General features: G+C 63.2%; 20 protein-coding genes and 1 riboswitch. Of the genes, 14 read left to right on the top strand and 6 right to left on the bottom strand.

The annotated features are described in order from the left end of the window. Positions 1 to 3: 3 nt before the first annotated feature. The 4 genes from ACLRGI_RS10515 to ACLRGI_RS10500 are packed head-to-tail and all read left to right on the top strand — an operon-like array spanning position 4 to position 3,555. Positions 4 to 939, top strand: coding sequence for an ROK family protein (locus tag ACLRGI_RS10515; protein WP_419201604.1), 936 nt, complete (start codon positions 4 to 6; stop codon positions 937 to 939). Beyond that, the gene (locus tag ACLRGI_RS10510) at positions 936 to 1,904 is read left to right on the top strand and encodes a 1-phosphofructokinase family hexose kinase (protein ID WP_419201603.1); all 969 of its coding nucleotides are present in this window, start codon (positions 936 to 938) and stop codon (positions 1,902 to 1,904) included. Before ACLRGI_RS10515 ends, ACLRGI_RS10510 begins: the two co-directional genes overlap by 4 nt. After that, positions 1,886 to 2,740 carry a class II fructose-bisphosphate aldolase gene (locus tag ACLRGI_RS10505; RefSeq protein WP_419201602.1) on the top strand — a complete coding sequence of 285 codons (855 nt, stop codon included), beginning with the start codon at positions 1,886 to 1,888 and terminating at the stop codon, positions 2,738 to 2,740. The genes ACLRGI_RS10510 and ACLRGI_RS10505 overlap by 19 nt, the downstream gene beginning before the upstream one ends. A gap of 23 nt (positions 2,741 to 2,763) precedes the next feature. Beyond that, positions 2,764 to 3,555: a DeoR/GlpR family DNA-binding transcription regulator gene (locus ACLRGI_RS10500; protein WP_419201601.1), complete on the top strand. Its 792-nt coding sequence runs from the start codon at positions 2,764 to 2,766 to the stop codon at positions 3,553 to 3,555. A gap of 25 nt (positions 3,556 to 3,580) precedes the next feature. Here the strand turns inward: ACLRGI_RS10500 and ACLRGI_RS10495 are convergent, their stop codons facing one another. Beyond that, complete coding sequence (locus ACLRGI_RS10495) at positions 3,581 to 4,261, bottom strand: histidine phosphatase family protein (protein WP_419201600.1); 681 nt, start codon at positions 4,259 to 4,261, stop codon at positions 3,581 to 3,583. Positions 4,262 to 4,284: 23 nt separating this feature from the next. Between ACLRGI_RS10495 and ACLRGI_RS10490 the strand changes: the two genes are divergently transcribed. After that, a complete protein-coding gene (locus tag ACLRGI_RS10490) occupies positions 4,285 to 5,058 on the top strand; it encodes a CPBP family intramembrane glutamic endopeptidase (RefSeq protein ID WP_419201599.1) in 774 nt (257 codons plus the stop codon). Positions 5,059 to 5,197: 139 nt separating this feature from the next. On the opposite strand, the gene ACLRGI_RS10485 is transcribed toward ACLRGI_RS10490, so the two are convergent. Beyond that, entirely contained in the window at positions 5,198 to 5,836 is a 639-nt protein-coding gene (locus ACLRGI_RS10485) for a VOC family protein (protein ID WP_419201598.1), read from the bottom strand. Positions 5,837 to 6,040: 204 nt separating this feature from the next. Here ACLRGI_RS10485 and ACLRGI_RS10480 point away from each other — a divergent pair, with 204 nt between their 5' ends. Continuing rightward, a complete protein-coding gene (locus ACLRGI_RS10480; RefSeq protein ID WP_419201597.1) occupies positions 6,041 to 7,381 on the top strand; it encodes a bifunctional o-acetylhomoserine/o-acetylserine sulfhydrylase in 1,341 nt (446 codons plus the stop codon). Positions 7,382 to 7,544: 163 nt separating this feature from the next. Beyond that, positions 7,545 to 7,661, top strand: a riboswitch (SAM riboswitch). A gap of 15 nt (positions 7,662 to 7,676) precedes the next feature. Further along, a complete protein-coding gene (gene metX, locus ACLRGI_RS10475) occupies positions 7,677 to 8,798 on the top strand; it encodes a homoserine O-acetyltransferase MetX (protein ID WP_419201596.1) in 1,122 nt (373 codons plus the stop codon). Positions 8,799 to 8,809: 11 nt separating this feature from the next. Here metX and ACLRGI_RS10470 read toward each other — a convergent pair whose 3' ends face one another. From ACLRGI_RS10470 to ACLRGI_RS10460, 3 genes are all read right to left on the bottom strand, one after another. Continuing rightward, positions 8,810 to 9,259, bottom strand: coding sequence for a hypothetical protein (locus ACLRGI_RS10470; RefSeq protein WP_419201595.1), 450 nt, complete (start codon positions 9,257 to 9,259; stop codon positions 8,810 to 8,812). A 110-nt stretch (positions 9,260 to 9,369) separates the two neighbouring features. Further along, on the bottom strand, positions 9,370 to 10,527 hold the full coding sequence (locus ACLRGI_RS10465; RefSeq protein WP_419201594.1) for a winged helix DNA-binding domain-containing protein: 1,158 nt from the start codon (positions 10,525 to 10,527) through the stop codon (positions 9,370 to 9,372). 1 nt (position 10,528) lies between these two features. Next, positions 10,529 to 11,371, bottom strand: coding sequence for an SGNH/GDSL hydrolase family protein (locus tag ACLRGI_RS10460; protein WP_419201593.1), 843 nt, complete (start codon positions 11,369 to 11,371; stop codon positions 10,529 to 10,531). A 70-nt stretch (positions 11,372 to 11,441) separates the two neighbouring features. Between ACLRGI_RS10460 and ACLRGI_RS10455 the strand changes: the two genes are divergently transcribed. Next, positions 11,442 to 12,092 carry an alpha/beta hydrolase gene (locus tag ACLRGI_RS10455; protein ID WP_419201592.1) on the top strand — a complete coding sequence of 217 codons (651 nt, stop codon included), beginning with the start codon at positions 11,442 to 11,444 and terminating at the stop codon, positions 12,090 to 12,092. 67 nt (positions 12,093 to 12,159) lie between these two features. Here the strand turns inward: ACLRGI_RS10455 and ACLRGI_RS10450 are convergent, their stop codons facing one another. After that, a complete protein-coding gene (locus ACLRGI_RS10450; RefSeq protein WP_062067368.1) occupies positions 12,160 to 12,387 on the bottom strand; it encodes an RNA-binding S4 domain-containing protein in 228 nt (75 codons plus the stop codon). A gap of 23 nt (positions 12,388 to 12,410) precedes the next feature. Between ACLRGI_RS10450 and ACLRGI_RS10445 the strand changes: the two genes are divergently transcribed. The 6 genes from ACLRGI_RS10445 to dnaG all read left to right on the top strand — a co-directional run bounded on the left by ACLRGI_RS10445 (position 12,411) and on the right by dnaG (position 20,550). Continuing rightward, positions 12,411 to 13,415 (top strand): DMT family transporter, encoded by a 1,005-nt coding sequence (locus ACLRGI_RS10445; RefSeq protein WP_419201591.1) that lies wholly within the window; start codon positions 12,411 to 12,413, stop codon positions 13,413 to 13,415. Between the two features lie 113 nt (positions 13,416 to 13,528). Beyond that, the gene (locus ACLRGI_RS10440) at positions 13,529 to 14,914 is read left to right on the top strand and encodes a glycine--tRNA ligase (RefSeq protein ID WP_419201590.1); all 1,386 of its coding nucleotides are present in this window, start codon (positions 13,529 to 13,531) and stop codon (positions 14,912 to 14,914) included. Between the two features lie 2 nt (positions 14,915 to 14,916). Beyond that, on the top strand, positions 14,917 to 15,879 hold the full coding sequence (locus ACLRGI_RS10435) for a GNAT family N-acetyltransferase (protein ID WP_419201589.1): 963 nt from the start codon (positions 14,917 to 14,919) through the stop codon (positions 15,877 to 15,879). Between the two features lie 157 nt (positions 15,880 to 16,036). Then, positions 16,037 to 17,218 carry a tRNA dihydrouridine synthase DusB gene (gene dusB, locus ACLRGI_RS10430; RefSeq protein ID WP_419201588.1) on the top strand — a complete coding sequence of 394 codons (1,182 nt, stop codon included), beginning with the start codon at positions 16,037 to 16,039 and terminating at the stop codon, positions 17,216 to 17,218. A gap of 64 nt (positions 17,219 to 17,282) precedes the next feature. Next, positions 17,283 to 18,599 carry a deoxyguanosinetriphosphate triphosphohydrolase gene (locus tag ACLRGI_RS10425; protein WP_419201587.1) on the top strand — a complete coding sequence of 439 codons (1,317 nt, stop codon included), beginning with the start codon at positions 17,283 to 17,285 and terminating at the stop codon, positions 18,597 to 18,599. 58 nt (positions 18,600 to 18,657) lie between these two features. Then, positions 18,658 to 20,550, top strand: coding sequence for a DNA primase (gene dnaG, locus ACLRGI_RS10420; protein ID WP_419201586.1), 1,893 nt, complete (start codon positions 18,658 to 18,660; stop codon positions 20,548 to 20,550). Positions 20,551 to 20,612 lie beyond the last annotated feature (62 nt).

The following is a 20,612-nucleotide window of genomic DNA, read 5'->3' as shown; positions in this document are numbered from 1 at the left end:
GTCATGGTTCTTGGAGCCGCACGATCGCCGGTCCTTTCCTTCGACGTCGGCGGGACGGACATCAAAGCCGGTTTGGTGGACGCCCGGGGAATCGTCCTGGGCATGCGCCGCGTCCCAACGCCTTTGGACCCCGCCCGACCCGGCGAAGCGGTGCTGGACAGACTCGCTGAGCTTAAAGCCGAGCTGGCCTCGGAGTTCCCGGAAGCCCCCGCCAAAGCGGCGGGAATTATCGTCCCAGGAATAGTGGACTCCGTAGCCGGAGTGGGCATCTACTCCGCCAACCTCGGATGGCGTAACTTCCCGTTCACGGCAGAAGCTGAGAAGCGGCTTGGCATCCCCGTTGCGTTCGATCACGATGTCCGTTCCGCTGCGGCCGTGGAACACAGCTTTGGCGGGTCCAAAGAGTTCAACGACGTTGTGGTGATGGTGGTGGGTACCGGCATCGCCGCCGCGGTCTTCTCGGGCGGCAAAGCAGTCACCGCCGGTGGCTTCGCCGGTGAACTCGGCCACGCCCAGGTTCCGGACCCCGACGCCGGCCCTGGAGGCCCAGGCTCTACCATCCTCGAAGCAGTGGGCTCTGCCGGGGCTATTGCCAAGCGTTACCATCGTGCCTCGGGAAACAGGGTGAACGGCGCACGCGGCGTACTGCTCAGGGCAAGCGCAGGAGATGCGATTGCTGCCCGGGTTTGGGCCGATGCCGTTGATGCCCTTGCCTTCACTGTCTGCCAATGCGTAAACATCATCGGAACGGAAGCCGTGGTGATTGGGGGAGGACTTGCTGAAGCCGGCGACGATCTGCTTGAACCCCTCCGCAAACGGGTGGACGGGATCCTCGACTTCCAGCGCAGGCCACAGCTCATCCGAGCCCAGCTGGGGCAGGACGCCGGCTTGCTCGGGGCGGCGCTGAACGCCCGGGCACTCCTGGAGGAATCACCATGAAGCGCGCCAATGTGAATCGTATTATTACCGTCACTCCCAATCCGGCCATAGACATGACGTACACCGTCCACGGGATCACCGAAGGTTCAAGCCACCGCGTTCCTACACCCCTGAGTCGTGCCGGCGGCAAGGGAATCAACGTAGCCCGCGTCACTCACCAGCTCGGCTATCCGGTCCTCGCCATTGCCCCCACCGGTGGGGCTGCAGGGCAGACCCTCGCAGCCGAACTGTGGACCAGCGGTGTGCCGCATACCCTGGTGGGAGTAGCCGCTGAAACGCGCCGCAGCATTGCCCTGGTGGACACTGTCGCAGGGGAAACGTCCATCTTCAACGAAGAGGGCCAAGCACTCCTGCCTGACGATTGGCGCTCACTCCGGATCGCGATAGTTGAGGCCGTGAGCGGAAACCGAAACCTGCCGGCGTCGGTACTGGTCGGTTCGGGAAGCCTGCCGCCGGGTGCTCCCGCTGACTTCTACCCGGAGTTGGTGCGCCTTGCCCACGACGCCGGCATCCCGGCCATCATCGACACCTCCGGTCCCGGTATCATCGCCGCAGCCAAAGCCGGCGCCGATATCCTCAAGCCCAACCATCATGAGCTGGCCGAGGCGACGGGGGAGCCCAGCCTTGAAGCAGCCGCCCTCGCGCTGATCGATATGGGAGCCCGCACCGTCCTCGTCAGCGCAGGCGCGGACGGGATGCTCGCTTTCGACCACGCCGCCCCGGGCGGCTACTGGAGCGCCCGCCTGCCCAAAGCTCTCAGCGGCAACCCCACAGGGGCGGGCGACGCCGGTGTGGCGGCTGCCGCCGTCGCACTTGCCGAAGGCATCAACGAGCCCCGCGAGATTCTTCGCCGGGCCACCGCCTGGTCCGCTGCAGCCGTGCTCATGCCTGCCGCCGGGGAAATCTCGCCGCGATACCAGGAACTTCAGGACCAATTGATCGTGACATGGAAGGAGACCCGGTGACCCTGGTCAACACGCGGGAACTCATGGACAGGGCCGCCGCCACGGGCATAGGCCAAGGCGCGTTCAACATCATCCACATCGAAACTGCCGAAGGCCTGGTAGCAGGGGCGGAAGCTGCCGGTGTGCCGCTGATTCTGCAGATTTCCGAGAATTGCGCCAAGTACCACGGCGGACTTGAGCCCATTGCCTCGGCAGCCCTGGCAGTCGCCCGATCCGCAGCAGTGCCCGTCGCCCTCCACCTGGACCACGCAGAATCCGAAGACCTCGCCCTTGCAGCCGTGGACCTTGGTTTCGGCTCTGTCATGTACGACGGCGCGCATCTGCCCTACGAGTGGAACGTGGAGGTCACGCAACGGGTGGCCGAGTACGCTCACCAGCGCGGCGTATACGTTGAAGCAGAGCTTGGAAAAGTGGGTGGCAAGGACGGCGCACACGCTCCCGGTGTCCGAACGGATCCCGCCGAGGCCCACGCATTCGTTGAGGCAACCGGCGTGGACGCGCTCGCCGTTGCTGTCGGCTCCTCGCACGCCATGACTGAGCGCAGTGCCGCCCTGGACCTCCATCTCATCACCCGGCTGAAGACTGCGGTGGGAAAACCACTGGTCCTCCATGGCTCCTCCGGTGTGACGGATGACATGCTCATAGCCGCTATCCGCGCGGGTATGACTAAGATCAACATATCCACACATTTGAACGGGTTCTTTACCCGCGCCGTCCGTGAGTACCTCGATGCCAACCCTGCAGTGGTGGATTCCCGGAAATACATCAAGGCCGGTCGTGATGCCCTTGTGCTGGAGTCCGCACGTATGCTGACGCTGTTCGCTAAAGCGAAATAGCCGGAACCCGCGAAAGGCTTGTCATGACCCGCACCGATCGGCTCACTGCCATACTCGACCTCCTGGCCGAGTCCGGCCATGTGGAAGTCGAGGACATCGTGACACGCTTGGGCGTATCGCCTGCCACAGCCCGCAGGGATCTTGACAGCCTGGCCAAGCAGCGGTTGCTGAGCCGCACCCGCGGTGGTGCCACTACCGGGTCCGTTGCCTACGACCTGCCGGGCCGTTACAACCGTGACGACCACGCTGAGGCAAAGCAGGAGATCGCGCTGGCCGCTTCAGCGTTGATCCGCCCGGGTGCGGTGATTGGCCTTAGCGGCGGCACCACCAACACCGCGTTGGCTCAGCTCCTGTCCACCCGTGAGGACCTTAACGCTCCCTCAAACCGGCCCACCCTTACCGTGGTGACCAACGCGATCAACATCGCCTCGCAGCTTGCGGTCCGGCCTAACATCAAGATCATGGTCACCGGTGGCATCCTCAACCCCCGCTCCTACGAGCTGGTGGGCCCCTACACGGACGTCATTATGCAAAAAGTTGCCCTGGACATTGCGTTCATCGGCGTCAACGGCGTGGACCCGGACCTTGGCCCCACCATCACCGACGAAGGCGAAGCCATGGTGAACACAGTGATGGCACGCCGTGCCACCGAGTCCTACGTGGTGGCCGACTCCTCAAAAGTGGGTCGTCGCTCCTTCGCCGCCATGGCTGGCTACGACTTCAGGCACCTCATTACGGACTCCGGTATCAGCGCAGAACACAAGGCCGCGTTCGAAGCCAAAGGAACGGAAGTCATCGTCGCGCCCGCTGGTTAAGCCTTGGCCGGTTGAGCAGGAAACGCTAGAAACGCATCCGTGGTGCGTGAAGAACCGAGTCGTCCACCTCCCTGGGTACCCACTGGCTGAACGGTATATCCAGGCTGTACTGGTCGTCGTCGTTCTTGATCAGGGTGCGAAGCTCGGCATTCTCCGGGTTGTTGAGCGATTCGAAGTACTCCACCGTCCAGTGGAACCAGCGCATGCAGAACAGGCGCATGGTCAGCCCGTGCGTGACCATGAGCGTGTTCGGTGCGTACGTGGGCTTTTGCCAGTGCCGGTAGAGCGTCTCCATAAAGGATGAGACCCTGTCGTAGACATCCGAGCCGGACTCACCCTCCCGGAACCGATAGAAGAAGTGGCCGTAGAGGTTGCGCAGTTCTTTTTGGTCCTCAATCTCCCCGGCAATCTGGAAGTTTGCCCAGTCCTGTTCGCGAAGCCTGGGTTCTTCGATCACCCGCTCGACCAGCGAACCGAGGTTCAGGGCTTCGAGGGTCTGGTAGGCGCGCAAGTAGGGGGAGACGTACACACAGACCTGTTGCCCGTCGAGCTTCCGGCGAAGGTCTTCCCCGGCTATCCGTGCCTGCTCCACACCGCGCTCCGTCAGCGGGATCCGGTAGTCCGGAACACGGTTGTAGATGGACGTGTCGGCATTCGCGGCAGACTGTCCGTGCCGGATCATGAAGATTCTTTCAGGGGCACCCATCCCACCAAGCATAGGGTGGGTACATGATCCTTGCTTCACGCCGGCGGCTGCGCGCCGAAGTACTTATTGTGCTGGGCCTGTCCCTGGGCCAGTCAGCCGTCTACTCCGTTGTGCAGTTGCTGGACAAGATGACCCGGGCACCCTTGGCCGACGCCACCTCCACCTTGAACACGTCACAAAACACGCGCGAATACTTCGACCTCACGTACCAACTTCTGGACATCGCGTTCGCCTTGGTGCCCGTTGTCTTGGTGTTCTACTTCCTGTCCACGCCCGCGCCCGGCGTTAGGGATGGCGGGGGCGGCTCGGGGTTCGCCCGGCTAGGCTTCAATTTTGCCCGGCCTGGCAAGGACCTTCTCCAGGGCGTTGGGCTGGCCGCTGCAATTGGGATTCCCTCGCTGGGCCTGTACGCTGCCGGCCGGGCCTTGGGAATCACCACTGCGATTGTGCCGAGCGGGCTGGATCCTTACTGGTGGACGGTGCCGGTGCTGATCCTCTCAGCCACTCGCCACGGGATCGTGGAAGAAGTGATCGTGGTGGGGTATCTCTTGGACCGTTTCGGTAAATTCGGGTGGAGCGTGCCCGTGGCCATCGTGGTCAGTGCCGTCCTGCGGGGAAGCTACCACCTTTACCAGGGCTTCGGCCCGTTCATAGGAAACGTGGTCATGGGATTGGTGTTCGCATGGATCTACACCAAGACCAAGCGGGTAATGCCCCTGGTGATTGCCCACGCGTTGCTGAACACCGTGGCCTTTGTTGGCTTCAGCCTGTTCGGCAAGGCAATCGGCCTGGGTTAGCGGCAGGTTAAAAGTGTTCGGCCGCCATCGGTGGGTGACGTCGTTGGCACCCGCTGATGGCGGCCGAAGTTTAGCCCGGACATGGTTGACCCCGGCCAGGTTTGACCGGGGCCGGGACCAGCCCGGATGGATGGAACTGTCAGATCGTGACGGCTCCGGAGGCGGTTTCGAAAGTGACAGCCAGGATGCCGGGAGTACCGTGCGGTGCCATCCACTGGACCGCAACATCCTCGAGCGGCTTTTCCACTGGCTCGCCCAACCATTCCGTGACGCGTTCAGCCGAGCCCGCAATGGTGAGGCTGGACATCTTGACGTCGCTCTCGTAGATCTTGGACGGGTGCAGTGAGGGGTCGCCCTCCCACTTGAGTAGGTACGGCACCTGAGGATCGGCAATCAGGCCGAGGATGCCGATCTGCTGCCACACCAATTCGCGGCCGTCAGGGAACTTGCGGTTGCCCGGAACAGCGGAGCGGCCAAGGCGGTCTTCGAATGGGGCAAGGTCGTCAACGGCGACGCACCAGCCCATCCAACCACCACCGGCCGCAGAGCGGGCACGGACGGCTTGACCAAAGGGTGCTTTGTCGGAAGCAGGGTGGTCCAGGACCTCTACAACTTCCAGGTACTTGTTATCCGCCAGGGGAATGATCATGTTCCGGGTGCCGAAGCGCGGGTGCACTCCGCCCCGGACAGCGTCCACTCCCAATGCTGCGGAAATTCGTTCGGTAGTGGCCAAAAGGCCATCTCGTTCACAAGCGTAAGAGACGTGATCCATGCGCATGGCTTCATCTTGGCACTTTGTGATCGGGCTCTCAGCTAAGTCAAGCCTAACTAAGGTGGGATGTGCCTAAAGCCCTGATCAGGTGCTTCATTGAGGGACGCAAAAAGACCGATAGATTCCAGCGGCGTCACAAAGCTGTCTTAGGCCCCGGACAGTTCCTAGACTGGCCCCAGCTCACACCGCAGCACCTTGCCTGCGAAAACCATGCGTCACGAACAGGAGAACTCCATGTCCCAAGGATGGTCTTTCGAAACCCGCCAGATCCACGCCGGGCAGGAGCCCGACTCCGCGACCGGAGCGAGGTCGCTGCCGATCTACCAGACCACGTCCTTCGTCTTCCCCAGCGCCGAGAGTGCGGCCAACCGCTTTGCCTTGGCCGAACTCGCTCCCATCTACACCCGGATCGGTAACCCCACCCAGGATGCTGTGGAGCAGCGCGTCGCAAGCCTTGAAGGCGGCCTGGGCGCACTCCTGCTCAGCTCCGGACAGGCTGCGGAGACGTTCGCCATCCTCAATATCGCCGAGGTCGGCGACCACATCGTAGCCAGCCCAAGCCTTTACGGCGGCACGTACAACCTGCTGGCGCACACGCTGAAGAAGTTCGGCATTTCAGTCACCTTCGTCGAAGACCCGGACAACCTGGACCAGTGGCGAGACGCCGTCCAACCGAACACCAAGCTGTTCTTCGGTGAGGTTGTGTCCAACCCGCGCCAAGACGTGCTGGACATCGAGGGCATTGCCCGAACCGCACACGAGGCCGGTGTGCCCCTGATCGTCGACAACACCCTGTCCACGCCGTACCTGATCCGCCCCATCGAGTGGGGCGCGGACATCGTGGTCCACTCCGCAACCAAGTACCTGGGCGGTCACGGATCCGCAATCGCCGGTGTGATCGTGGATTCCGGCAACTTCGACTTCGGCAAGGACCCGGAGCGCTTCCCCGGCTTCAACACCCCGGACCCCAGCTACAACGGATTGGTCTACGCACGGGATCTTGGGAAGGACGGTGCGTTGGGCGCCAACCTCTCCTACATCCTCAAGGCCCGCGTCCAATTGCTGCGCGACCTCGGCTCGGCCGTTTCCCCGTTCAACGCCTTCCTCATTGCTCAGGGCCTGGAGACCTTGAGCCTGCGCGTGGAACGCCACGTCGCCAACGCCACCAAGGTGGCTGAGTGGTTGGAAGGCCACGACGACGTCGAATCGGTCGCCTACGCGGGCCTGCCGTCCAGCCCGTGGTATGACCGGGGCCGGAAGTACGGTCCCAAGGGCACAGGCGCCATTGTGGCCTTTACCATCAAGGGCGGTGTCGAAGCCGGCAAACGTTTCGTGGACGGATTGGAGCTGCACTCGCACGTTGCCAACATTGGTGATGTCCGCTCGCTGGTCATCCACCCGGCCTCGACTACGCACAGTCAGCTGACGGTGGAGCAGCAGCTCATTGCCGGGGTGAACCCTGGTTTGGTGCGGTTGTCCGTAGGCATTGAGCACGTGGATGACATCATCGCCGACCTCGAAGCCGGATTCCGGGCCGCCAAGGGCGCCTAGCGCCGCGGGCTCAACGCCACAGCCCGACTGCCGCCCGCGCCGTCGAATATTCGCCGGGCGGCAGTGCCGGGTGCTCGTTCGTGAACGCAGAGGCCCAAAACCGTCACACTGTTGTCACATTCTTCGCCAGAACCGCCCTGCATTTCCTAGACTCTTCGTATTAGGTCATGAGTGCCAGCACACAGCCCCGGCTTGCTGGCCGGCAACCCTCCTCCGCGGTGGGGTGCCCCGGGTGAGGACCTGGCCTGTTCGCACGCAAGGCGACGGGCAAGCGCGAGGTTAAGGTGTCAAAGGAATGACCATTACTGCTACAGCCCTTCCAAAATCCGGAGAAGAAGACGGAACCGTCAAGTACGCCGGCATCGGGCCGCTGGAACTTGAGGCCGGCGGCTTCCTCCCCGACGTTGTCCTCGCGTACGAGACCTGGGGGCAGCTGAACGCCGACGCCTCCAATGCGGTGCTCATCCAGCACGCGCTCACGGGCAGTACCCACGTAACCCGTGGAGCCACTGACGAGGAAGGGTGGTGGGAGCAACTCGTTGGACCGGGTGCCACCATCGACACCAACAAGTTCTTCGTCATTTCCATCAACATTGTGGGCGGCTGTTACGGCAGCACCGGCCCGTCATCAGAAGCGCCGGACGGTCGTCCTTGGGGCTCACGCTTCCCGTTGGTCACCCTGCGCGACAGTACAGAGGCTGAGGCGCGCCTGGCCGATGCCTTGGGAATCGATGCCTGGCACGCCGTGTTGGGCGGTTCGATGGGCGGCGCCCGAGCACTCGAATGGGCTGTGACGTTTCCCGGCAGGGTCAAGCGCTGCGCGGTGATCTCCGTGGGCGCCTACAGCACGGCCGAGCAGATTGCCTTCGCACAGGCCCAGACGCTCGCTATCCGGCAGGACCCGAATTTCAATAACGGCGACTACTATGGCGGGGCTGCCCCTGAACACGGTTTGGCGCTGGCCCGACGCATCGCCCACATCACCTACCGCTCAGCGTTGGAGTTGGACTTCCGCTTTGGCCGGGAAGCCCAGCACCAGGAGACGCCGCTGGCTGCTGCGGTGTTGGGGGAGCGCGGCCGCTACCAGGTGGAAAGCTACTTGGACCACCAGGGGCACAAGCTGGTCCGCCGTTTTGATGCCAACAGCTACATCGCCATCACCGAAGCCCTGATGTCCCACGACGTCACCAGGAGCCGCGGCTCGTTGGAACAGGCGTTGTCCAGCACCACGGCTGAGTTCTTCGTGGCTGCGGTGGACAGCGACAGGCTCTACTTCCCGGCACAGTCGCGGGAACTTGCCGCGGCCCTGCCCGGAGATGTCCCGGTCCACCTCATTGAGGCGCCGATCGGCCACGATGGGTTCCTCACCGAAATCGGCCAACTCTCGGCACAACTCCGCGAATCGTTCTTCGCCTAAACCTTGCAGCTTTAGCCGTTCATGATGTCGCCGCGCTGCCTCATGTAATCCTCCATGGCGATCTCGCCGTTGCTGAACTTCGCGTCCAGCTCGGCCAGCTTGCGCGCGCGGTAACCCTGAGGCCCTGAAGTGCCCCCCGGGGGAAACGGGGAGGATGATGAAGGGCCCGACGACGGCCCGGGCTGCGGTGTGGAGTCCGAGGGGCTGATGGCGGCCGGCTCGAATGGGTAGCCTGGGTGATTCTGTACAGGGTAGCCGGGACCCGGGTAATTCGGTGCAGGGTAATTCGGTGCAGGGTAGCTCGGACCCGGATAATTCTGCTGCTGGTAAGGCTGTTCCCGATACCCTGGGCCGCGGAAGTTCCCGTTCTGGATCCGACGCGCCCGGGAGCGGTTGTACATGCGGATCCCGAGTGGAATCAGCCACGAGCAGACGATGATCCAGAAGATCAGATTGTTCACGGTGCAGGCCTCCTAGGTCTCATCCCAGCTTAGTCCTGCCGGCTGGGACCAGTCCTGCCGGCTGAGACCAGTCCCGCCAGCTGGGACCAGTCCTGCCGCCGGTTCCTTCTTCACACCAGCTTGGTCTCCATGCCCAGGAACGCACCGTAACGATCTACCTCGGCTTGTAATGCCTCCTGCTCCTCCCCAGTGGCGGGTCGGTTCATTCGGACGTCCAGTTCGCAGGCTCCGCCGGAGAATCCGTGCCGCCACCAGCCGGCCATCATTCCGTCCAACAGGACCACGTGCATGGGTCCGTTGTCCTCGGAGAAGTACGGCGCCGTGCCGCCAAGGAAGTGCCTGGACTGTGAGTAGCCCATCACGTACTCGTCGTAGCACTGGATGAAGTCCACGCGGGGGAGCCCGGATTCGTTGGCCGGCGAAAGGGCGGACCCGCTGGTGAGGGCCTCTACGGACTCCGTAGCCAGATAAAAGTTGAGTCCATCGCATTGCGCGGTGCCCAGGCTTCCGGGAGACATGTCACCCGCCACCTGGATGCCCCGCTTCACATCCTTCATGGTCAGCCCGGACCACACGGCACAGTCCTTGACCGTGGCGGGTCCCCGGCTGGTGAAGTATCGGAGCGTCAACCGGCCAAGGGCCTGATCCCGATCTTCGGCGTTCAGCGGCGTGCGAAATGGCTCGGAAACGCGTTCCTCGAACAGGGCGTACGTCTGTTTCAGGGCTCCGCCTGCGGAACGGGCGGGGGACCCACTGACCAGGACGCCGCTGATTTCGGCATGCATGAGGTGGTAGATGAAGCCCAGTCCCTTGCTGGGAAAGCCGGCCCGTCCCAGGACGTCGGCCAGTTCCTCACGCGTCTTGTGGGCTCCATCTGCCACCGCGCCAGCCAGGACCTGGCCACTCTTGGCAGCAGAGTCCTCATCGATTCCTGTCTGGCGGTACATGCCTTTGTTGCCCTGGTGGAGGCGGTCTGCGGACAAGCCCATCAACCAGCCAAGGTCTTCCCGGTGGACAAAGTGCCACGTGGGCCGGAGGATATGGGTCCTCAGGATGGTTCCGTCGGCTACGGCCTCCTCAACCTCTGACGCCGTGACCATCGATGAAGCTTGGGTGGAGCTTCTCTGCGCAAGCGACCACCTTGCATAGGGGAACTCCTGCGACTGCACGGCCAGGAGGTTGCGGACCACGTCTCCGGGACTCCCGGCGTGGGGAGCCCGCAACTGCTGCCGCCGCAGTCGGATACTCCGAATGGTCTCCGCCGTCACGTCAGCGGCGAGGCAACAAGGTGCCGGTAGAACCGAAGACGGGACCCGGCGTCGGACGCTTTGGCGTGATGCCGTCGCCGGAGGATTGGTGTCGAAGTCGCCGGATCACCCAGGGGACAAAGTACTCACGAGCCCAGACGAGGTCGGAGGAGCGGGCCTCGCGCCAGGTGCGCGGAGGGAGGGACTTCGGCATCAGTGGCTCAAGCGTGTGATGGACGTTCAGTGCCTCCAGGACCATCATGGCGATGGTGTGGTGACCCAGCGGCGAGAAATGGAGACGGTCCGCATCCCACATCTGAGGATCTGCCAGCTGACGCAAGGACCACATGTCCGCGATGATGGCGTCGTGGCGTGCCGCTACCGTGCGGAGGTTCTCGTTGTAGATGGCCACCTTGCCGCGGATACGCCCCAACACTGATGCTGCTGTGTCCGGACCATTGAAGAGCACCACGGTGGCGCCGCCGGAGCTCAGCTCCGCGACGGCGGCATCAAGCTTTTCAGCCAGCAGATCGGGATCGCCGCCGGGGCGGATGAGGTCGTTGCCGCCCGCCGAAATGGACACGAGGTCAGGCTGAAGTTCCAGGCAGGGGCCCACTTGTTGATCGATGATCTGCTGCAGCAGCCTGCCGCGGATGGCGAGGTTGGCGTACGCGAAGTCTTCCTGGCTGCGGCCCAGCTCCTCGGCAACACGATCCGCCCAGCCACGGTGACCGCCGGGGTTGCGGGGCTCGGGGTCGCCGATGCCCTCCGTGAAGGAGTCACCCAGTGCCACGTAACGGGTCCACGGGTGCTTTTGAACGGGCTCGCCCGGCTTCAATAAAGGATTGTTCTCACTCACGCTCATATCCTGCCCCGTGACGCGGACCCTACGCCACCGTAGGTTGTTACTTGTCGGTAACTGCAAGAATGGATCCATGACTGAAGCACCCATCTTTCCCGCTCCCGTTGTCCTGTGGTCCCATGACGAAGCCGAGCGTGCAGGCAAGCCGCTCCTGGTCCTGTTGCACGGCTACGGCTCCAACGAGGACGACCTCTTCAGCCTGGCCGGTCTGTTGCCCGACGGCTTTGTAGTAGCCGCCCTTCGCGCACCGATGCCCATGGGCCCGGGCTTCACCTGGTTCCCGCTTACAGCGTCCATCGACTATTCGTTGGAAGCGGTAAAGAAAGCTGCCGAGTATGCGCTTGAATGGCTGGATACTGTGAAGGTGAATCACTCGTCCGTGACGTTGCTGGGCTTCTCCATGGGCATGGCGATGGCCACCACCATGCTCCGCTACCGGCCCGCGGACTTCGCTGCCGTCGTCGGGCTTTCAGGCTTTGTGATCGACGCCGGCGCTGACGCAGCGTTCCGCGACGAGGAACTGGACGGTTCCCTGCCGATGTTCTGGGGCCGTGACCAGCAGGACCCCGTCATCACCCAGGACAAGATCGAATACACCATGGGCTGGGTGCGTAAGCACGTTGACCTCACCAAGGTGCTTTACACGGGGATGTGGCACGGCATCAACCAGCAGGAGATCGGCCACGTGGGCGAATTCCTCACCCACAAAGTCCTGACTGATTGAGTTTTTGTACAGATAATGCCCTCTAGAGCTGCTCTAAAGGGCATTAGCTGTACGAAAACTCCGGGCGCTAGGCGGCGGTGATCCGGACCGTTTGGCCGTTGACCGTCACGGTATCGCCCACGTGGAGCTGGCGGCCGCGGCGGTCATCGATCTCATTGTTGACTTTGACCAGGCCGTTCTTGATGAGCTCCGTGGCTTCAACGCCGTCCTCCACCAAGTTTGCGAGCTTCAGCAACTGGCCAAGCCGGATCATGTCGTCGCGGATCGGGATCTCTTCAATTTCGGGGTTGCTCATACAGCAATGATGCCTGAAGTAGTGTGGTGACGGTGCCGCAGCCATCTCCCCGTCCCGCCCTTCCGCTGGTCATAGGCCTTCCCGTTGCAGTAGCGACGGGCCTTGTCATCCCGCTCCAAGGGAGGATCAACGGGGCCCTCGGCGCCAAACTGGACGACGGCATCGCCGCGGCCGTGGTGAGCTTTACCACAGGCCTGTTGCTCATCAGCGCGATCTCCCTCGCCACCCCCAGGGGCAGGGCCGGGCTGCAGCGCATTATTCCCGCTGTGCGGAACCGCAGCTTTCCCAGGTTCTATGTCATGGCCGGTGCAATCGGCGCGTTGTTCGTCTTTGCCCAGTCATTCACGGTGGCCCTGCTCGGTGTCGCGTTGTTTACAGTTGCGGCAGTGACGGGCCAGACGCTCAGCGGCTTGCTCGTGGACCGGATGGGCATCGGCCCGGGAGGAAAACGCGCCATCACGGGAGTCAGGGTCCTGGGCAGTGTCCTGACCGTTGCCGCAGTCGCCTGGGCTGTCTCACCACGGTTCGGCGGTGACGCCGACATCGCCTCGCTGGTGCTGCCGGTCCTCCTGCCGCTGGCCGCCGGTTTCTTCATGAGCTTCCAGCAGGCCATGAACGGAACCGCCACAGTTCACTACGGGACGCCCATCGCGGCCACGCTGGTCAACTTCATTGCAGGGTCGGTAATTCTATGGATCGCCTGGATCATCAAGCTGACTGTGGCAGGGCCGGGAAATCCGCTGCCCGGCGAGTGGTGGTACTACCTTGGCGGGCCCATGGGCTGCCTTTTCATCGGCTTGGCGGCGCTGCTGGTCCGCAGTCTTGGAGTCCTGATCACCGGTTTAGGCATGATTGCCGGACAGTTGGTGGGGTCGTTGGTGCTCGACGTCGTGATCCCCAGTCCCGGCGCGGTGGTCGCCTTGCCCACGGTGTTGGGTACGGTTCTGACGCTCGCTGCGATCATTGTGGCCACTTTGCCGTGGCCCAAGGGCGCTTTCGCACGAAGAGCCTCCTCCAAAGGCCGGTAGGGTAGGAATCAACAAACTTTCCCCAGCACCCCGCCGGACAACCTCGTCCGGATTCCGGGGCAAACCACCGCGGACCGCACCCAGCGGCCCTGTAGAACAAAATGGAGTTACCCATGGCAGCAAAATCCGTCCTTGACCAGGTCATTTCCCTCTCCAAGCGGAGGGGCTTTGTCTTCCAGGCCGGTGAAATCTATGGTGGCTCCCGTTCGGCGTGGGATTACGGTCCCCTCGGTGCCGAGCTGAAGGAAAACATCAAGCGCCAGTGGTGGCAGAGCATGGTTCGCGGCCGCGAGGACGTTGTGGGCCTGGACTCCTCCGTGATCCTTCCCCGCCAGGTATGGGAAGCCTCCGGCCACGTGGAGGTCTTTTCGGACCCCTTGGTGGAGTGCCTTTCCTGCCACAAGCGCTACCGTGCAGACCACCTCGAAGAAGAGTACGAGGAAAAGAAGGGTCGCCCGGCAGAAAACGGCTTGGCGGACATTGTCTGCGCAAATTGTGGCACCCGCGGCCAGTGGACTGAGCCCCAGGAATTCTCGGGTCTTCTGAAGACATTCCTCGGTCCGGTGGCCAGCGAGGAAGGCATGCACTACCTCCGCCCGGAGACTGCCCAGGGCATTTTTGTGAACTTCAACAACGTGCTCACCACATCGCGGAAGAAGCCGCCTTTCGGTATCGGCCAGATCGGCAAGTCGTTCCGTAACGAAATCACACCGGGTAACTTCATCTTCCGTACCCGCGAATTCGAGCAGATGGAGATGGAATTCTTCGTCGAGCCCGGTACGGATGAAGAGTGGCACCAGTACTGGATGAAGGAGCGCATGTCCTGGTACACGGACCTGGGTATTCGTGAAGACAACCTCCGATTCTTTGAGCACCCGCTGGAGAAGCTCAGCCACTACTCAAAGGGCACCACGGACATCGAATACCGCTTCGGTTTCCAAGGCTCCGAGTGGGGCGAGCTCGAGGGCATTGCCAACCGCACGGACTTCGACCTCTCCACCCATGCCAAGGCCTCCGGAACGGACCTGAGCTACTTCAACCAGGCCACCAACGAGCGCTACACGCCGTACGTGATCGAGCCCGCCGCTGGCTTGACCCGCTCCTTCATGGCCTTCCTGATCGACGCCTACACCGAGGACGAGGCACCCAACGCCAAGGGCGGCGTCGATGTCCGCACAGTGCTGAAGCTGGACCCTCGCCTGGCACCGGTCAAGGCCGCAGTCCTGCCTTTGAGCCGCAACGAGGACCTGTCCCCGAAGGCGAAGGCTCTGGGCGCCCAGCTGCGCAAGAACTGGAATATCGACTTCGACGACGCCGGCGCTATCGGCCGCCGCTACCGTCGCCAGGACGAGATCGGCACCCCATTCTGCATCACCGTGGACTTCGACACCTTGGAAGACCAGGCCGTCACCATTCGCGAGCGCGACACCATGAGCCAGGAACGTGTGTCCCTGGACAAGGTTGAGGCCTACCTGGCAGCACGCCTGATCGGCGCCTAGCCGTGGCTTTGGAGTACCGCGAATGGAAAGAGGGCGACGACCTCGCCCTCCTGGAAATCTGGGGTGGGCCGGAAACCCTTCCCGCTGAGCAGTTCCGTGCAGCACTGGCGCCTTCCAGCAACCAGCCCTGGCGCCGCTGCATCGTGGCCGAGGACGTGGTGGACGGCGTGCGGATTCCCGTTGCCGCCGGTGTGGTCCATGAAGCATCCCTGCACCCGGAACGACTCTGGGCGTACATCGAGGTTGCCAAGGACCACCGCCGTGAAGGTGTCGGTGCCACCTTGCTGACCATGCTTCGCCGCGAAGCCGGGAACTCGCCGTCGGGCGTTTCCAAGCTGCGCAGCAAAGTGGAGCCGGATACCGCCGGCGCGGCATTTGCTGCGGCAGCGGGACTCGCGCCCATCCAGCGTTCACAGTTAGTCGTGGTCAAACCTGAGCCTCTGCCATTGCCGCGGTTCGGCGACGGGTCCGAGGAGGCCGCTTCCGAGCGTGTTGAGGACCTGGCTACGGGTTCGGTGGAGCTTAGCGATGTGGTGGGTAAATACTACACGCACGTGCATCACTGGGACAGCCCGGGGGAGCTCAGCATCGCCACGGTGCAGCGCCTGTTCCTGCATGATTTGACGGGCGCCCATGGCGCGATCGTCTTACGTGCGCCCAAGGCCAGCGCTTTCGGCCAGGGTGTGCCGGCGAGCCGTAAGGGCAAAATCCAGGCGTTCGCCATCAGCTACGCCCAAGGAAACTCCGACGAGCCCTCGGATGTTTTCCTGGGGCATGATCCCGCACTGTCCGACGAGGATGCAGCTTTTGCAGTGCGTGATCTCTTGGCGCTCATTGCCTACCAGCATCCGGTGTTGCTGGAAGTTGATGAGTCCATGACAGCGCTGCGCGCTGTTCTGGAGCCGCTGCTGGAATCCGGGAAGGCCCAAGTGCGGGGTGCGGACACCCTGATCGTCAGCGACTAGTCACAGTTTGTACCTGCCAGGATCCCACGCCGCCCGTCATCCGCGGGCCGCGTGGGGTCCTGCGTTTAAAACCCCGTGGGACACCCATATTCGCCAAGGCCACCGTAGGGGTAGCCCGGTTGTCCGCCGATTTGCCCGGATTTGCAACAATGGATAGGTGACTGTTGTAGCAACGCCCCCCGCACCAAAGCTCGAGCTCCCGCCGTTGAAGCTCGGTGGAATCACCGTGGACACCCCGGTAATCCTTGCCCCGATGGCGGGCATCACCAACTCGGCCTTCCGCCGGCTGTGCCGTGAATACGGCGGCGGCATGTACGTGGCCGAGATGGTGACGTCGCGCGCCTTGGTGGAACGCACGCCTGAATCCTTGCGCATCATCTCGCATGATGAGGATGAGAAAGTCCGTTCCGTGCAGCTGTACGGTGTGGATCCCGTGACGGTCGGTGCGGCGGTTCGGATGCTCGTTGACGAAGACCGCGCGGACCACATCGACCTGAACTTCGGCTGCCCCGTGCCCAAAGTCACCCGGCGCGGTGGCGGCTCTGCCCTGCCCTGGAAGATTGATCTCTTCACATCGATTGTCCAGACCGCCGTCAAGGAAGCGTCCAAGGGCGATATTCCCCTGACCATCAAGATGCGCAAGGGCATCGACGAGGACCACCTGACGTACCTCGACGCCGGTCGCATCGCCCGCGACGCCGGAGTGGCCGCCGTCGCCCTTCACGGCCGGACCGCTGCCCAGTTCTATTCCGGCCAGGCCGACTGGTCCGCCATCGCACGCCTCCGTGAGGCGCTTCCGGACATTCCGGTGTTGGGGAACGGTGACATCTGGTCTGCAGAGGACGCAGTCCGCATGGTCCGGGAGACCGGCGTGGACGGCGTAGTAGTGGGCCGTGGTTGCCAGGGCCGGCCCTGGTTGTTCGGCGATCTGCAGGCTGCCTTCGAGGGCAGCGACCAGCGGCACCGCCCGGGACTGCGCGAAGTGGCTGAGGGCGTGTACCGGCACGCGGAGCTTATGGTGGAAACCTTCGGGAACGACGAATACAAAGCGCTCCGCGAAATCCGCAAGCACATGGCCTGGTACTTCAAAGGCTATGTGGTGGGCGGGGAGCTTCGCGCCAAGCTGGCCACCGTCCCCACCCTCGAGGTGCTGCGCGAATACCTTGATGAACTGGACATGGACTCGCCGTACCCGGGAGTGGATTCCGAGGGTCCCCGCGGTCGCGCCGGTTCGCCCAAGAAGCCTGCCTTGCCCAAAGACTGGCTGGTGAGCCGTCAGCTGAACGCTGAACAGAGCGCGGATATCTCCGCTGCGGAGCTGGACGTTTCGGGCGGCTAGCCTCACACGTGTAAGACTGACTCAAGAAGCTCCACACCCCGGCGCTTGAAGGAGGCAGATACCCATGGGAACCGAAGCGATACTTGGCCACGACGGGACAGCTCACGATTTTGTGCTGGCCATCCCCGGTTACGCCGAGGCAGATTCCGCACGGTGGGTCGAAGAGCCGCGCAAGAGCAACTATCGCTCGGATTTTGAACGGGACCGTGCCAGGGTCCTGCACTCCTCAGCGCTGCGACGGCTCGGTGCCAAAACGCAGGTAGTTGCCCCGGACACGGACGACTTTGTCCGCACCCGGCTCACGCACAGCCTGGAAGTAGCCCAAGTGGGCCGCGAACTGGGGCGTTCACTGGGTTGCGATCCTGACGTGGTGGACACTGCATGCCTGAGCCACGATCTGGGTCACCCGCCCTTCGGCCACAACGGCGAGTCCGCGCTGAACGAAGTAGCGCACACCATCGGTGGCTTTGAAGGTAACGCCCAGACCCTGCGGCTGCTGACCAGGCTCGAACCCAAAGTGCTCTCCGAGGACGGCAGGCCGGCAGGACTCAACCTGACCCGCGCCAGCCTGGACGCCGCATCCAAATACCCGTGGTCCGCCGTCGACGCCCCGGTCATCCACGGCCACCGCACCAGTAAGTTCGGCGCGTACGAAGACGATCTTCCGGTGTTCGAATGGCTCCGGGAAGGCGCTCCGGGCAACCGTTCGTGCATCGAGGCCCAAGTGATGGACCTTGCCGACGATATCTCGTACTCCGTGCACGACGTCGAAGATGCGATCGTGGCCGGCCATTTCCAGCTCAAATGGATGGAAAACCCGGATCATCGTGCACGGGTGGTGGGCTACACCAAGCAGTGGTACTTGCCGCACAACGATCCCGCTGAAATTGATGCCGCCCTGGCGCGGCTGGAGGCCACAAAGGTCTGGGTCCGCGAGGCTGATGGCAGCCGGAAATCCATGGCGGCCTTGAAGGACATGACCAGCCAGTTGATCGGCCGGTTCTGCCAGAGCGCCATGGAAACAACCCGTGCCCATTTTGGACCGGCCAATCTGACCCGCTACGACGCTGAGCTGATGGTCCCCGAGGACACCGTCACCGAAATTGCGATCCTCAAAGGCCTGGCCACCACCTTCGTGATCTCCACGGACCACCGCCAGCCGGTCTATGAGCGTCAGCGGGAAGTGCTGCATGCGCTTGTGGGTGTCTTGAATGCTACCGGCGACCGTCACCTGGAGCCGATGTTCGCCGCTGACTGGCGTGACGCCGTCGACGACGGTGCGCGGCTGCGTGTGGTGATTGACCAGGTGGCGTCGCTGACGGACGTGTCCGCGCTGGCCATGTACGAGCGGCTTGTGGGCAGCCTTCCGTCGCTCTGGTAGCCCTTCCCGCGTTCCGTTAACGGCGGGGACTCTTTGGGCAAGCGACTAGGATGGTCACGTGGCTGGCCTGATCAAACGTGAAGATATCGACGAAGTACGCCAGCGCACGGACATCAAGGAAGTCGTTGACGGTTATGTCACCCTCAAAGGTGCCGGGTTGGGCAGCTTCAAGGGCTTGTGCCCCTTCCACGACGAGCGCTCTCCCTCCTTCACCGTTCGCCCCCAAGTTGGCCGGTACCACTGCTTTGGCTGCGGCGAAGATGGTGACGCCATCTCCTTCGTCCAGAAAATGGACCACAGCTCCTTCCACGAGGCCGTTGAGAAACTGGCTGCAAGGATCGGCTACGAGCTGCGCTACGAGGACGGCGGCACCGGTCCCAGCAGAGAGGAAGTGGGCAAGCGCCAGCGCCTGCTTGACGCCCACAAGATCGCCGATGAGTTCTTCCGCGCCCAGTTGCTCACCCCCGGAGCAGCCGAAGGGCGCAACTTCCTGGATGGCCGCGGCTTTGATCGGGCGGCCGCCGAACACTTCGGCGTCGGGTACGCACCGCAGGGCTGGGACTCTCTGCTGAAGCATCTCCGTGGCCGCGGGTTCACTGATGCCGAGTTGAAGCTCACAGGAATGTTCTCCGAAGGAAACCGGGGAATCTACGATCGCTTCCGGGGCAGGCTGATCTGGCCCATCCGGGACATCGCCGGCGACACCATCGGTTTCGGTGCCCGCAAACTCTTTGAAGACGATCAGGGCCCCAAATACCTGAACACCCCGGAAACCACGCTCTACAAGAAGTCCCAGGTCCTCTACGGGATCGACATCGCCAAGCGGAACATTGCCAAGGAACGGCAACTGGTGGTGGTTGAGGGGTACACGGACGTGATGGCCTGCCACCTTGCCGGAGTCACGACGGCGGTTGCCACCTGCGGAACAGCCTTCGGTACCGAACACATCAAGGTTGCCCGGCGGCTGCTCTCGGACGACGGCAGCGGTGGAGAGGTGATCTTCACGTTCGACGGCGACGCCGCCGGCCAGAAGGCTGCCCTGCGGGCCTTCGAGGAAGACCAGCGCTTCACCGCCCAGACGTACGTCGCGGTGGAGCCCTCCGGGGCTGACCCCTGTGATCTTCGCCAACTCAAGGGTGACGCTGCGGTGCGCGAACTCATCAGCACCCGCAAGCCGCTTTTTGAGTTCGCTATCCGGGCCACTCTGCGGCGGCACAACTTGGACACCGTGGAGGGTCGAGTAGCTGCCCTGCGCGAGGCCGCCCCGGTGGTGGCACAAATCAGGGACTCCGCCACGAGGCCCGGCTACACGCGTAACCTGGCCGGCTGGCTGGGCATGCCCATCGAAGAAGTCAGCGGCTACGTTGGAGCGGCCGCCAAGCGGGCCGCTTCCGGCGGCAGCACACCCGGTCCTGCCGGCTCGGCTGAGCAATCCTCGACGGCGGCAGCAGCGCCGTCGAGCGGTCCGGTCTTCCAGCGGCCCGATCCCAGGGATCCCGTTGCCGGTATGGAACGCCAAGCGCTTGAAGTTGTCCTCCAAGAGCCAGGGGTGCTGGGCGGGGGAGCCTGGGAACGTTTCGAGGCCTCGCGCTTCACCACGCCTGCTTATGCTGCCGTCCATACTGCCGTGCGGGCTGCCGGCCTCGCCCACTCCGGTGACCCTGTGGCCTGGGTGGAACAAGTCCGCCAGGAGGTTCCTGAGCCGCTGCGGCCTTTGGTCTCGGAGCTGGCGGTAACGCCCCTGCCGGCGAGCACACCCGAGGCCATGCAGCGATACTGCCGTGACATCCTGGCCCGACTGTTCGAATTGCAGATCACCCGGATTAAAGCAGACAAGATGGGGCAGCTGCAGCGCCTGGATGCGGGAGCAAATCCGGAGGAGTTCCAGCGACTGAACCGGGAGCTGATGCAGCTCGAAATGGAGCGCAGGGCGCTGCGTTCGGACGGCTGAAAACACCGATTTCGTTTTCCGGCGGGCCCCTGTTAAGCTAGTAACCGCTTCATTCCTCCGTA

The sequence above is a fragment of the Paenarthrobacter sp. PPS72 genome (assembly GCF_048537125.1).
In the GTDB taxonomy this organism is placed as follows: Bacteria; Actinomycetota; Actinomycetes; order Actinomycetales; family Micrococcaceae; genus Arthrobacter; species Arthrobacter nitroguajacolicus_E.
Note: the sequence above shows the minus strand (reverse complement) of the source record. Positions and strands in the feature narration are given on the sequence as shown.